12 protein-coding genes are annotated in these 12,049 nt (G+C 66.3%); 9 read left to right on the top strand and 3 right to left on the bottom strand.

Features of this window, described 5'->3' with window-relative positions:
• Position 1: 1 nt before the first annotated feature.
• The 3 genes from nusB (at position 2) to QX039_RS32195 (ending at position 4,022) form a co-directional block, all read left to right on the top strand.
• Positions 2-511, top strand: a complete 510-nt coding sequence (nusB, locus tag QX039_RS32185; protein ID WP_315773146.1) for a transcription antitermination factor NusB — start codon at positions 2-4, stop codon at positions 509-511.
• A 196-nt stretch (positions 512-707) separates the two neighbouring features.
• A complete protein-coding gene (thiL, locus tag QX039_RS32190) occupies positions 708-1,700 on the top strand; it encodes a thiamine-phosphate kinase (protein ID WP_315773147.1) in 993 nt (330 codons plus the stop codon).
• A gap of 201 nt (positions 1,701-1,901) precedes the next feature.
• Positions 1,902-4,022, top strand: a complete 2,121-nt coding sequence (locus QX039_RS32195) for a sodium-translocating pyrophosphatase (protein ID WP_315773149.1) — start codon at positions 1,902-1,904, stop codon at positions 4,020-4,022.
• An 83-nt stretch (positions 4,023-4,105) separates the two neighbouring features.
• On the opposite strand, the gene QX039_RS32200 is transcribed toward QX039_RS32195, so the two are convergent.
• The 3 genes from QX039_RS32200 to QX039_RS32210 all read right to left on the bottom strand — a co-directional run bounded on the left by QX039_RS32200 (position 4,106) and on the right by QX039_RS32210 (position 7,032).
• A complete protein-coding gene (locus QX039_RS32200; protein WP_315773158.1) occupies positions 4,106-5,188 on the bottom strand; it encodes a DUF2336 domain-containing protein in 1,083 nt (360 codons plus the stop codon).
• A gap of 218 nt (positions 5,189-5,406) precedes the next feature.
• A complete protein-coding gene (locus tag QX039_RS32205) occupies positions 5,407-6,414 on the bottom strand; it encodes a tripartite tricarboxylate transporter substrate binding protein (protein ID WP_315773151.1) in 1,008 nt (335 codons plus the stop codon).
• A 156-nt stretch (positions 6,415-6,570) separates the two neighbouring features.
• Positions 6,571-7,032, bottom strand: coding sequence for an outer membrane protein assembly factor BamE (locus QX039_RS32210; protein ID WP_315773153.1), 462 nt, complete (start codon positions 7,030-7,032; stop codon positions 6,571-6,573).
• 129 nt (positions 7,033-7,161) lie between these two features.
• Here QX039_RS32210 and QX039_RS32215 point away from each other — a divergent pair, with 129 nt between their 5' ends.
• The 6 genes from QX039_RS32215 (at position 7,162) to QX039_RS32240 (ending at position 11,867) form a co-directional block, all read left to right on the top strand.
• Positions 7,162-7,698, top strand: a complete 537-nt coding sequence (locus tag QX039_RS32215) for a ubiquinol-cytochrome C chaperone family protein (RefSeq protein ID WP_315740215.1) — start codon at positions 7,162-7,164, stop codon at positions 7,696-7,698.
• A 4-nt stretch (positions 7,699-7,702) separates the two neighbouring features.
• The gene (locus QX039_RS32220) at positions 7,703-8,329 is read left to right on the top strand and encodes a DUF177 domain-containing protein (RefSeq protein ID WP_315773155.1); all 627 of its coding nucleotides are present in this window, start codon (positions 7,703-7,705) and stop codon (positions 8,327-8,329) included.
• A 318-nt stretch (positions 8,330-8,647) separates the two neighbouring features.
• Positions 8,648-9,709, top strand: a complete 1,062-nt coding sequence (gene plsX, locus QX039_RS32225; RefSeq protein WP_315773156.1) for a phosphate acyltransferase PlsX — start codon at positions 8,648-8,650, stop codon at positions 9,707-9,709.
• The gene (locus QX039_RS32230; protein WP_315740212.1) at positions 9,706-10,680 is read left to right on the top strand and encodes a beta-ketoacyl-ACP synthase III; all 975 of its coding nucleotides are present in this window, start codon (positions 9,706-9,708) and stop codon (positions 10,678-10,680) included. Before plsX ends, QX039_RS32230 begins: the two co-directional genes overlap by 4 nt.
• A 133-nt stretch (positions 10,681-10,813) precedes the next feature.
• Complete coding sequence (locus tag QX039_RS32235) at positions 10,814-11,170, top strand: integration host factor subunit alpha (RefSeq protein WP_315740211.1); 357 nt, start codon at positions 10,814-10,816, stop codon at positions 11,168-11,170.
• A 136-nt stretch (positions 11,171-11,306) separates the two neighbouring features.
• The gene (locus QX039_RS32240) at positions 11,307-11,867 is read left to right on the top strand and encodes a MerR family transcriptional regulator (RefSeq protein ID WP_315740210.1); all 561 of its coding nucleotides are present in this window, start codon (positions 11,307-11,309) and stop codon (positions 11,865-11,867) included.
• Positions 11,868-12,049 lie beyond the last annotated feature (182 nt).

Consider the following 12,049-nt stretch of genomic DNA (forward strand, 5'->3'; position numbering starts at 1 on the left):
GATGGCCGAGAGCAGCAACAAACCGTTCAAGGGCCCGGTCAGAGCAAACGATCGGAAGGCCAACCGGCGCGGCGCGGCGCGGCTTGCCGCCGTGCAGGCGCTCTACCAGATGGACATCGCCGGCGCCGGCATCAACGACGTGCTGGCCGAGTTCGAGAGCCACTGGCTCGGCAACGAGGTCGAGGGCGAGCAGTATCTGCCGGCCGAGGCCGCCTTCTTCCGCGACATCGTCTCCGGCGTGGTGCGCGACCAGACCAAGATCGATCCAGTGCTGGACAATGCGCTGGAGCGCGGCTGGCCGCTGCAGCGGATCGAGGCGATCTTGCGCGCGGTGCTGCGTGCCGGCGCCTATGAGCTGGAGCGGCGCAAGGACATTCCGGCGAAGGTCGTGGTGTCTGAATATGTCGACATTGCCCATGCCTTCGTCGAGCGCGACGAGACCGGCATGGTCAACGCCGTGCTGGAGCAACTCGCCCGGCAATACCGAGCCGACGAGATGGGGCCGAAGTAGCGATGGGGGGCGCCGGAGCACGATCGCTGCGAACCGGCGCGATGCCAGTCTCTTTCCTCGACTGTCATCACCCGCGACGGCGGGTGATCCCGTATTCCAGAGACGTTCAAGGGATACGGAAGGGCCGCGGCGTACTGGATCGCCCGGTCGAGCCGGGCGATGACAGCAGAGTGTGCAAAGTGTGGGGGACGAGCGCGTGACCCACAACCCCTCCGGCGAAGACTCCCTGATCGCGCGCTATTTCAAGCCGCTGGCGACCGACCCCGGCGCCTTCGGCCTCGTCGACGATGCCGCGATCATTCCGGCCAATGGTGACGACATCGTCGTCAAGACCGACGCCATCGTCGAAGGCGTCCATTATCTCGCCAGCGATCCCCCCGACACCATCGCGCGCAAGGCGCTGCGGGTGAACCTGTCCGATCTCGCCGCCAAGGGCGCCGTGCCCACCGGCTTCGTCCTGACGCTGGCGCTGCGCGAGAAGGACGAGGCGTGGCTGTCGGAGTTCGCGCGTGGCCTCGGCGAGGACGCGGCTGCGTTCGGCTGTCCGCTGCTCGGTGGCGACACCGTGTCGACGCCCGGTCCCGTGATGATCTCGATCGCAGCCTGGGGGCGGGTGCCTAGGGGCCGGATGGTGCATCGCTTCGGGGCGCGTCCCGGCGACCGGGTGATGGTCACGGGAACGATCGGTGATGCTGCGCTCGGCCTGTGCATGCTGACGGGCACAGCGGAGGCGGCGGCGCTGGCCGACGATCCCGTCGCGCGGGATATGCTGATCGGCCGCTATCGCACGCCGCAGCCGCGCAATGCCCTGGCCGCGGCCGTGAGAGACTACGCGACCGCCTCGATGGACGTCTCCGATGGCCTCGCAGGCGACCTGATCAAGCTCTGCGCCGCCTCTTCCGTGAGCGCCGACATCACGCTGTCACACATTCCACGATCGCCGGCGGCGGCGAAGCTGCTCGCTGTCGGGGCCGCGCAGCTTGAAAGCATGATCTCCGGCGGCGACGATTACGAGATCCTCTGCACTGTTCCCGCAGCGCAATGCGCAGCCTTCCGTGGCGCAGCCGAGACGGCGGGCGTTGCCGTCACCGACATCGGCGCCATCGTCGAAGGAACGCGAGCCCCGCGCTTCCTGGACGGGCAGGGCCGTCCCGTCACACTGACGCGCTTGTCCTTCAGCCACTTCTGACACCTATTTGCACCGCACAATGCGACCAAAGAAGCGTCTGAATTTGGAGCGGTTCAGGCGTCGCGGCGTTGCGTCATCATGGCGATTTTGGCAAGCTTCATGATGTTCGAGGCGGCTCCGCCCGGGGCTGCCTGACAGGGGGCGTGCGTCGCACCAGCGCGGCGTGACGTAGTTAGAAAAGCAAAGAGCCGAGGAAACTAAATGTCAGCTTTATGGGTGATCGTGCTCTGCGGAGCGCTGTCGATCGTCTATGCGATCTGGGCCACACAATCGGTGCTCAGCGCAGACGCCGGCAATGCGCGCATGCAGGAAATCGCGGCGGCCGTGCGTGAGGGCGCGCAGGCCTATCTTCGCCGCCAATACATGACGATCGGAATCGTCGGTGTCGTGATCTTCGTGCTCCTTGCGTATTTCCTCGGCATGCTCGTCGCGATCGGCTTTGCGATCGGCGCGATCCTCTCCGGCGCGGCTGGCTTCATCGGCATGAACGTGTCGGTGCGCGCCAACGTCCGCACGGCACAGGCGGCCATCACCTCGCTCGCCGGCGGCCTCGAACTCGCCTTCAAGGCCGGCGCCATCACCGGTCTGCTCGTGGCCGGTCTCGCACTACTCGGCGTCACCATCTATTTCGGCATCCTGACCGGCTTCATGAAGCTCGCGCCGGACAGTCGCACCGTGATCGACGCGCTGGTCGCGCTCGGCTTCGGTGCCTCGCTGATCTCGATCTTCGCCCGTCTCGGCGGCGGCATCTTCACCAAGGGCGCCGACGTCGGCGGTGACCTCGTCGGCAAGGTCGAAGCCGGCATCCCGGAGGACGATCCGCGCAACCCCGCGACCATCGCCGACAACGTCGGCGACAACGTCGGTGACTGCGCCGGCATGGCCGCCGACCTGTTCGAGACCTACGCGGTGACCGCGGTCGCCACCATGGTCCTGGCGGCCATCTTCTTCGCCAAGTCGTCGCTGTTGACCAACATGATGACCCTGCCGCTCGCCATCGGCGGCATCTGCATCATCACCTCGATCGCAGGCACCTTCTTCGTCAAGCTCGGCGCCAGCCAGTCGATCATGGGCGCGCTCTATAAGGGCCTGATCGCGACCGGCGTCCTCTCGCTCGGCGGCGTGGCGCTGGCCATCGCCTGGCTGATCGGCTTCGGCAAGCTCGACGGCGTCGACTACACCGGCACGGCGCTGTTCATGTGCGGCGTGGTCGGCCTCGTCGTCACCGGCCTCATCATCTGGATCACCGAGTACTACACCGGCACCGACTTCCGTCCGGTGAAGTCGATCGCGGCGGCCTCGGTGACCGGCCATGGCACCAACGTCATCCAGGGCCTCGCCATCTCGATGGAATCGACCGCGCTGCCTGCGATCGTCATCATCGCCGGCATCCTGGTGACCTACAGCCTCGCCGGCCTGTTCGGCATCGCGATCGCCACCACGACCATGCTCGCTTTGGCCGGCATGATCGTCGCGCTCGACGCCTTCGGCCCCGTCACCGACAACGCCGGCGGCATCGCCGAGATGGCCGGCCTGCCGAAGGAGGTGCGCAAGTCCACCGACGCGCTCGACGCGGTCGGCAACACCACCAAGGCGGTCACCAAGGGCTACGCGATCGGCTCGGCCGGTCTCGGCGCGCTGGTGCTGTTCGCCGCCTATAACCAGGACCTGCAGTTCTTCATCGCCGACTCCGCGCGTCATCCCTATTTCGCTGGGGTGAAGCCGGACTTCTCGCTGAACAACCCCTACGTCGTGGTCGGCCTCCTGTTCGGCGGCCTGCTGCCGTATCTGTTCGGCGCGATGGGCATGACCGCTGTCGGCCGCGCGGCCGGCGCAATCGTCGAGGAGGTGCGCCGGCAGTTCCGCGAGAAGCCCGGCATCATGCAGGGCACCGACAAGCCCGACTACGGCAAGGCCGTCGACCTGCTGACCAAGGCGGCGATCAAGGAGATGATCATCCCCTCGCTGCTGCCAGTGCTGTCGCCGATCGTCGTGTACTTCCTGATCTACGCCATCGCGGGCGGCGGCGCGGCCGGCAAGTCGGCGGCGTTCTCGGCCGTCGGCGCCATGCTGCTCGGCGTCATCGTCACCGGCCTGTTCGTCGCAATCTCGATGACCTCAGGCGGTGGCGCCTGGGACAACGCCAAGAAGTACATCGAGGACGGCCACTACGGCGGCAAGGGCTCGGATGCTCACAAGGCGGCGGTGACGGGTGACACCGTCGGCGACCCCTACAAGGACACGGCCGGCCCCGCGGTGAACCCGATGATCAAGATCACCAACATCGTGGCCCTGCTGCTGCTGGCGATCCTCGCGCACTGAGCGGGGCGATGTCCTGACCAATAAAGGCCCCGCGGCGCGAGCCGCGGGGTTTTTCATTGTCTCTCGTTGTGTCGTGACGCCGACTATTCCGCCGCGCGCTGCCGCGTGCGATACGACTGCAGCGTGCTCTGCGCTATGCGCGGCTGCATTTGCGAGAAGCTCGCCAGATGCTGGTCGAGCTGCGGGCGTGCGCTGCCGCTGGCGCTGGCCTGCATGAACAGCAGCGTCGTGGTCGTGACCCACGACAGATCGAGCGCCTTGGCGAGCACCAGGAGCTGGTCCGGCTGCTTGCGCACGAAGGCGCGCTCGACCACGTCGAGCGGCAGCTTGCACATCAATGACAGCGCCAGCGTGACCTTGTCGAAGCTGGCTTCCTTGGCGAAGCCGTGCAGTTGCGCCTCGTGGAGCTGGCCGGTCGCGTGCAGCAGCTCGACATAGTCCTTGGCGGTGACGAAATCGGCCGAGCGCGTCCGCGCGGCCGCCTGCGGATGATCCGAAGCCTGCGCCACGGCGAGCTCGACGATCTCGGCCCGCGCCGCATCAGCGCTGGCGAGCTGGCTGCGCACCGCGTCGGAGGCTTCGACGAACAGCCGAACCAGCACCTCGCGTGGGCTGTCGGTTCGGCTCCAGAGCTTCAAGGCGAGGCCGGGATCTTCGGATGCCTTCGTCACCAGGCCGGAGAAGCCGTGATCGGAGAAGCGCGCGCCGCCATTGTTGGCGGTGTTCGAAACGACGGCCTGATTGCCGCGATCGACCAGAACGTCGGTGACGGATTCGGTGAGGATCTTGCGGTCGGAGATCGCGAGCAGATGCTCCTGGCCCCGGGTCTGCGCGGTCGCGACCAGGGTCTCGTCGTCGAGCCGTTCGCTCTGGCGCAGCACGGAACCTGCCACCGCGATCGTCTCGTCGCTGGCGAGCAGCCGGAGCAGCCGCGGCGGTGCGTCAGGCAGCACCGCGAGCCGGCTGCCGAGCTGCGCCCGCGCCGCAATGGCGACGTTGTCGAGCAGCTTGAACAGCACGTGGTCGAACAGATCGACATGTTCTTCGGTGAACTTGCCCGAGCCCACGACGAACAGGTCGGTGACGCGCTCCAGGATCTCGGCGCGCCGCGACACGTATCGGCTGGCGAGAATGTCTTCGAGCTGGTGGAGAACGCTGTTGGGCAAGGCACGGCTCATGCGATGGACATCGCCGGCGCCTGCCCCTCGGACGGTGATCGGACCGCATCCACGCGAGGTCGTCGGCCCGGCATCGGCTGATGGTATCTCGCAACCGGATCAAGGACGCGCGGCCGCCATCTATCGCACCATCCCGCTTAAGGTGCCGTTACACCACGAACCCTATTCCAATGCTCCACCGAGACGCGGCGCCGCCGGGCCCAGGGCTACTTCACGTCCATCTGCAGGCCTTCCTTCTGGATGATCGACGCGAACTTGGCTGTCTCGGCCTGGACGAAGTCGCCGAACTGCTGCGGCGTGCCGTAGTCGGCGCGGGCGCCCATGGCCGCGATGTTCTTAGCGATGTCCTCACGCGCGAGCATCGCCTTGACCTGCAGGTTGAGCGCGCTGACGATCTCCGGCGGGCAGGCCTTGGGCAGGAACACGCCGAACCAGGACGACACGTCGAACTTGGCCAGCTCCGGCGCGCTTTCGCGCATCGTCGGCAGGTCGGGCGCATTGGCGCTGCGCTCTGGCGTCGTCACGCACAGGCCGGTCAGCTTGCCGTCCTGCACCTGCGGCAGCGACGGAAACAGATTGTCGAACAGGATCTGGATGTCGCCGGCGAGCGCGGCCTGCAGCGCGGGGCCGGCGCCGCGGAACGGGATGTGCGTCATCTTCAACCCGGTGAGCTGCAGGAACCAGGCGCCGGTGAGATGCGGGCTCTGGCCGACGCCTGACGAGCCGTAGTTGAGCTTGTCGGGATTGGCCTTGAGGTAGGCGATCAGCTCCGGGATCGACTTGATCCCGGTCGACGGATGCGCCGAGACGATGTTCGGGATGCGGATCATGTTGGACACCGCCTGCAGCTGATCCGGCTTGTAGGCGAGGTTGCGGAAGATCGAATAGGCGATCGCGTTGGGACCGGGATTGCCGATCAGGATCGTGTACCCGTCCCCCTTGGTGTTGCGCGCGACCTCGGCGGCGCCGATCGTGCCGCCACCGCCGGAGCGATTCTCGACCACCGCCGATTGTCCCCAAACCGTCTGCAGATGCGCGGCCAGCAGCCGTCCCATCACGTCGGTGCTGCCGCCGGGCGCGGCGGGCACGATCAGCTTGATCGTCTCGGTCGGACGCCAGTCGGCGAGACTCGTGCGCGGCAGAATGGCGGCGGTCGACAGCGCTGCGGCTCCGGACAGAAGCTTGCGGCGCGACAGCGCGATGCAATGAGCCAATGATTCCTCCCTGCTCTTGTTTTGCAGCAGGGTAGGGAAGATTGCAGCGCCAGAGCAAGCAGGCCAATTGCGCGCGAGCTGCGCAATTCAGCGCAGCGGTCCGGCTTTGTGCCGTGGCCCGGAATCACATTCCGGGCTGCGGCGATCGTGTCGGGATCAGTTGAAGCTGAGCAGCTTGAACAGCGGTGTCAGGTAGCTGAGCTCCTGGCCGGAGGTCGGCGTGGTGCGGCTGACGAAGTCGAAGATCTTGCCGTCCTTCATGCCGTAATTGGCGAGCCGCCGGACCTGGCGGTTCTTGTCGAAATAGATCGCGATGACGCGCTGATCGACCACCTTCTGGTTCATGAAGGCGACAGAGCGCTCGGCGCGCTGGGAGATGTAGTAGAATACCTCGCCGTCGAGCGTCGCCACCGTTGACGGCGTGCCCATCACGATCAGCACCTGGTCCTGGCTGGCGCCGATCGGGATCTGCTCCAGCGCGCCGGGGGGCATGATGTAGCCCTTCTGGAACTGCTCGCCGGTGCAGGCGGCCAGCGCCAGACAGGTCAGCGCGATCGCGCCGGCGGTGCGCAGTCGGGTGCTCAGGCCGCGGGAGAGCAGGCGGGCAGTCGTTCGCATTGTCTGGGTCATCTTCTTCAGATCGGATCCCGTCCCCTTGCGTCGGGCAGGGCGTTGACGTACCGGGCAAACTTGCGGATTGCAACATGCCCCCGAACAGGGTCAGGGAAACTCGACCGCGGAACCGTCATGCTCTGGCCATTCAACCTTCTCAGCAAATCCCGACCGTCCCCGCGCGGGACCATCGAGCCGATCTATGGCACGATCGTGGCACAAACCCGAGACCCGTTGTTTTATAGACACTTGAATGTCCCCGACACGGTCGAGGGACGGCTCGATCTGCTGATTCTGCACCTCTGGCTGGTGCTGCGGCGGCTGCGCGGGGTGGGGTCGGAGCTATCGCAGGCGCTATTCGACCGCTTCTGCGACGACATGGACGACAATCTGCGCGAGATGGGGGTGGGGGATCTCACCGTGCCGAAGCGGATGCAGAAGTTCGGCGAGGCATTCTATGGCCGCACCGCCGCCTATGACCTCGCCTGGTCCGAGAGCGAGGCCCGGCTGGCGGAGGCGCTGCAGAAGAATATCTTGAACGGGGAGCATCCGGACAGCGCAGCCGGACTTGCCGCCTATGCGGCGCGGGTGGCCGCGCACCTCGCCGCTCTCGACGACAACAGGCTGCTCGGCGCCGGCTGGAGCTTCCCGCAGCCGGTGCAGCAGGACTAGCGAGATGAGCAGAGACACAGACACATCGCGACAGACGGGGCGAGATCCGGCGAAGGATCCCTGGCGGGTGCCGCCGGTGATCGTGGCGCAGATTCCGGAGGCCGGCCTGCATCGCGAGATCGAGGCCGACGAAGCCACGCGCCGCGCGCTCGCCGCGCTTGCCGAGCTGCGCGAGGTCATCTCGGCCCATGCCTCGTTCGACGTCGTCCAGAAGCGCGACGGCAAGGTGCATGTCGAGGGCCGGGTGCGGGCCCGGATCGGTCAGACCTGCGTCGTCACGCTCGATCCGATCGAGATCGAGATCGACGAGCCGATCGACCAGATGTTCGCCCCGCCGGAGCAGATTCCCGAGCTTGCCGATCTGGTCGAGGACGATCCCAACAGCGAGGTGGAGACGGCTGATCCGCCGGAGCCGATCATTGGCGGGCAGATCGACCTCGGCCGGCTTGCCGCCGACGCGCTGTTCCTGGGGATCGATCCCTATCCGCGCAAGCCGGGCGCCGTGTTCGAGCAGCCGGTGGCGGCAGCCGCCGAGCCGGAGGACCATCCCTTCGCGGCGCTGAAGGCGCTGAAATCGGCAGATGCCGCCGGGCCGGGTGCCGTCAAAGCGAAGAAAACGGGTGAGGATTGACGCGCCGTTGTGCAGGCCGGAAGCGGTCGATCCTGTCACAAAGCCTCTCGAAATCCTCTCAAGCTGCTGATTTCAATGGCAAATACGGGTCCCTGCTGGCCCCGGACCGCGTGGCGGTTGCAAATTGCATTGCCCCCGGGAGGTTGTTTCGACACGGAGAGACGCTATTGTCGCGCCCGGGTCGGGGTGCGACGAAAAGGCCCGGACGGCCTCTGGCCTGTCCATCGGCCGCGCAATGCCTCTGAACGACCGCCAAACACGGCCAAGCAAGTTACGGCCAAGACGAGACAAAGCTCGAGATCAGGTTTCCGGGACGTCATGCCTCAAAAGGTTCGAATCGCGCTGGACGCCATGGGCGGGGATTTCGGCGCGGCCATCGTCATTCCCGGTGCTGCGATCGCACTGAGCCGCCATCCGGATGCGGAGTTTCTGCTGTTCGGCGATAGCGCCAAGATCGTACCCGAACTCGACCGGCATCCGCGGCTGAAGGCCGTCTCGCGGGTCATCCACACCGACGTCGCCGTCAGCATGGAGGACAAGCCGAGCCAGGCGCTCCGGCGCGGCCGAAAGACCTCGTCGATGTGGCTCGCGCTCGAGGCGGTCAAGAAGGGGGAGGCCGACGTCGCGGTATCCGCCGGCAACACCGGCGCGCTGGTGGCGATGGCGCGCTTCTGCCTGCGCACGCTGGACGGGATCGACCGGCCGGCTCTGGCCGCGATCTGGCCGACCGCGCGCGGCGAATCGGTCGTGCTCGACCTCGGTGCGACGATCGGCGGCGATGCCCACCACCTCGTCGCGCTGGCCGTGATGGGCGGCGCGCTGGCGAGCGTGCTGTTCAACAAGCCGCGGCCGACCGTCGGCCTTCTCAACATCGGCGTCGAGGAGATCAAGGGCCATGAGGAGATCCGCGAGGCGGCCGAGCAGCTGCGCGCGATGAACCTGCCGCAGCTCGACTATATCGGCTTCGTCGAGGGCGACGGCATTGGCAAGGGTGCGGCCGACGTGGTCGTGACCGAGGGCTTCAGCGGCAACATCGCTTTGAAGACGGCCGAGGGCACCGTCCGCCAGGTCACGGATTTCCTGCGCGGCGCGATCCAGGCGAGCTGGCTTGCCCGGATCGGCTATCTGTTGGCCCGCGGCGCCTTTGCCGCTTTGCGGGCCCGGCTCGACCCGCGCAAATCCAACGGCAGCGTGGTGCTCGGCCTCAAGGGCATGGTGGTCAAGAGCCACGGTGGAACCGATGCCGAGGGCTTTGCCTCGGCGGTCAGGGTTGGCTATGAGATGGCCCGCTACGATCTCCTGACCAAGATCAATCAAACACTCAATCCCGACGGCGGCGCGCCGGCGTCCGAATCCGTCGCCCAGGAGGCTGTCTCGTGACAATTCGTTCGGTCGTGCTCGGCTGTGGCTCCTACCTCCCGCAGCGGGTCGTGACCAATGCCGAGCTGGCAAGCCGTATCGAGACCTCGGACGAGTGGATCGTCCAGCGCACCGGCATCCGTGAGCGCCATGTCGCAGCCGACGGCGAGTTCACCTCACATCTGGCGATCAACGCGGCCCGGGCCGCCCTTGCGGCGGCCGACGTCGATCCGCAGTCGATCGACCTGATCGTGCTCGGCACCTCGACGCCGGACAACACCTTTCCGGCGACCGCGGTTGCGGTCCAGAACGAACTCGGCATCCACCATGGCGCGGCGTTCGACCTGCAGGCGGTCTGCTCGGGCTTCGTCTTTGCGCTCGCCACCGCCGACAATTTCCTCCGCAGCCGCTCGTTCAAGCGTGCGCTCGTGATCGGTGCCGAGACCTTCTCGCGCATCCTCGACTGGAACGATCGCACCACCTGCGTGCTGTTCGGTGACGGCGCGGGCGCGGTGATCCTGGACGCCCAGGAGCAGGGCGGCACCTCGGCCGATCGCGGCGTATTGACCACGCATCTGCGCTCCGACGGTCGCCACAAGGCCAAGCTCTATGTCGACGGCGGTCCGTCCTCGACCCAGACCGTCGGGCATCTGCGGATGGAGGGCCGCGAGGTGTTCAAGCACGCGGTCGGCATGATCACCGACGTGATCGTCGACGCCTTCGATGCCACCGGCCTGTCGGCCGAGACCATCGACTGGTTCGTGCCGCACCAGGCCAACAAGCGAATCATCGACGCTTCGGCGCACAAGCTGCACATCGCGCCGGAGAAGGTGGTCTTGACGGTCGATCTGCATGGAAATACCTCCGCTGCCTCGATCCCGCTGGCGCTGGACGTGGCCGTCAAGGACGGCCGCATCAAGAAGGGCGACGTGGTTTTGCTGGAGGCGATGGGCGGCGGCTTCACCTGGGGCTCGGCTTTGGTGCGCTGGTGAGCCTGCCGTGCGGCGGGATTACGCCCAGAGATCGGCACTACGGCCTGTACTTCTATTCACGCTGCTGTTGACCACCGCCGCTTAACCTCTTAATTTCCGGAGCGAATTATTCGCCGTGAGTTTGGGGCAGGCGATGGCGGGAACCGGAAAAACAGTCACACGCGTCGATCTCTGCGAGGCAGTCTACCAGAAGGTGGGGCTGTCGCGGACGGAGTCGTCTGCATTCGTCGAGCTGGTCTTGAAAGAGATCACCGACTGCCTCGAGCGCGGCGAGACGGTCAAGCTATCGTCCTTCGGGTCGTTCATGGTGCGCAAGAAGGGGCAGCGCATCGGACGAAACCCCAAGACCGGCACGGAAGTGCCGATCTCGCCGCGGCGGGTCATGGTGTTCAAGCCGTCCGCGATCCTGAAGCAGCGCATCAACGGCCAACAGGGCAACGGCAAGATGAACGGCGAGGCCAGCGCCGAGTTCGGCGCCGAGCCGGAATAGGGCCGGGGCCGTCGCCCCGCCGCATTGTCGGCAGGGCCGTGACGAACGCGTATTGTTCGTTCCGCGTACAGTTCGTCCAATCTATTCAGCGTAGTCTGCCACTTTCTTGTCAGCACGATCGAAGGGGAACGGGCATTTGGACAAGGCGCCGGATGCGTTTCGGACGATCAGCGAGGTCGCGCAGGAGCTCGACATTCCGCAGCACGTGCTGCGGTTTTGGGAGACCCGGTTCGCCCAGATCAAGCCGATGAAGCGGAGCGGGGGCCGGCGCTATTACCGGCCCGACGACGTCGACCTGCTCAAGGGCATCCGGCGCCTGCTCTATGGCGAAGGCTACACCATCAAGGGGGTGCAGCGGATCCTGAAGGAGCACGGCGTCAAGTCGGTCCAGGGACTGGCCGACAGCTCTGCCGCGGTCTCGTTCGGTGCGATGGAGGAGACGCTCGGCCAGGCCCTCATGGAGGAGGAACCGATCGGCGAGGCCGAGGTCGAATCGGAGGACGAGGAGGAGACCTCCGACGAGGAGGGCATCGACTTCCGCTTCGTCGACACCGAGGACGACATCCTCGACACCTTCCGGGTCGGCCCGCCCGCCCGCGCCGGCATGAAGCCGGAGGAGCGCGACAAGCTCCAGGGCGTGCTCAAGGAGCTGCTCGACTGCCGCGCGCTGCTCGATCGCGCCATGAAAGAGGTGTGAGGGGCGCCTGCTGCCCTAAACACAGGATGAGCCGACGGCGCCAAGCCATTTGCCAGTTCGGAGCCGCAGCGGCGCCACGAGTCGGTGCGCTCCCCTCCCCCTTGTGGCTACGGGATGCCCGAAAGCGATTCCAAGCGATTTCTGGATGTGATTCAAAGTTTTCGACCGGTTCGGTGGAGAGC

Source organism: Bradyrhizobium sp. SZCCHNR1043 (assembly GCF_032489675.1).
Lineage (GTDB): Bacteria > Pseudomonadota > Alphaproteobacteria > Rhizobiales > Xanthobacteraceae > Bradyrhizobium.

Coding starts and splice junctions, on each gene's coding strand:
- nusB (WP_315773146.1), top strand. CDS start 2: ATGGCCGAGAGCAGCAACAAACCGTTCAAGGGCCCGGTCAGAGCAAAC.
- QX039_RS32195 (WP_315773149.1), top strand. CDS start 1,902: ATGTCAGCTTTATGGGTGATCGTGCTCTGCGGAGCGCTGTCGATCGTC.
- QX039_RS32210 (WP_315773153.1), bottom strand. CDS start 7,032: ATGCGAACGACTGCCCGCCTGCTCTCCCGCGGCCTGAGCACCCGACTG.
- QX039_RS32215 (WP_315740215.1), top strand. CDS start 7,162: ATGCTCTGGCCATTCAACCTTCTCAGCAAATCCCGACCGTCCCCGCGC.
- QX039_RS32220 (WP_315773155.1), top strand. CDS start 7,703: ATGAGCAGAGACACAGACACATCGCGACAGACGGGGCGAGATCCGGCG.
- plsX (WP_315773156.1), top strand. CDS start 8,648: ATGCCTCAAAAGGTTCGAATCGCGCTGGACGCCATGGGCGGGGATTTC.
- QX039_RS32235 (WP_315740211.1), top strand. CDS start 10,814: ATGGCGGGAACCGGAAAAACAGTCACACGCGTCGATCTCTGCGAGGCA.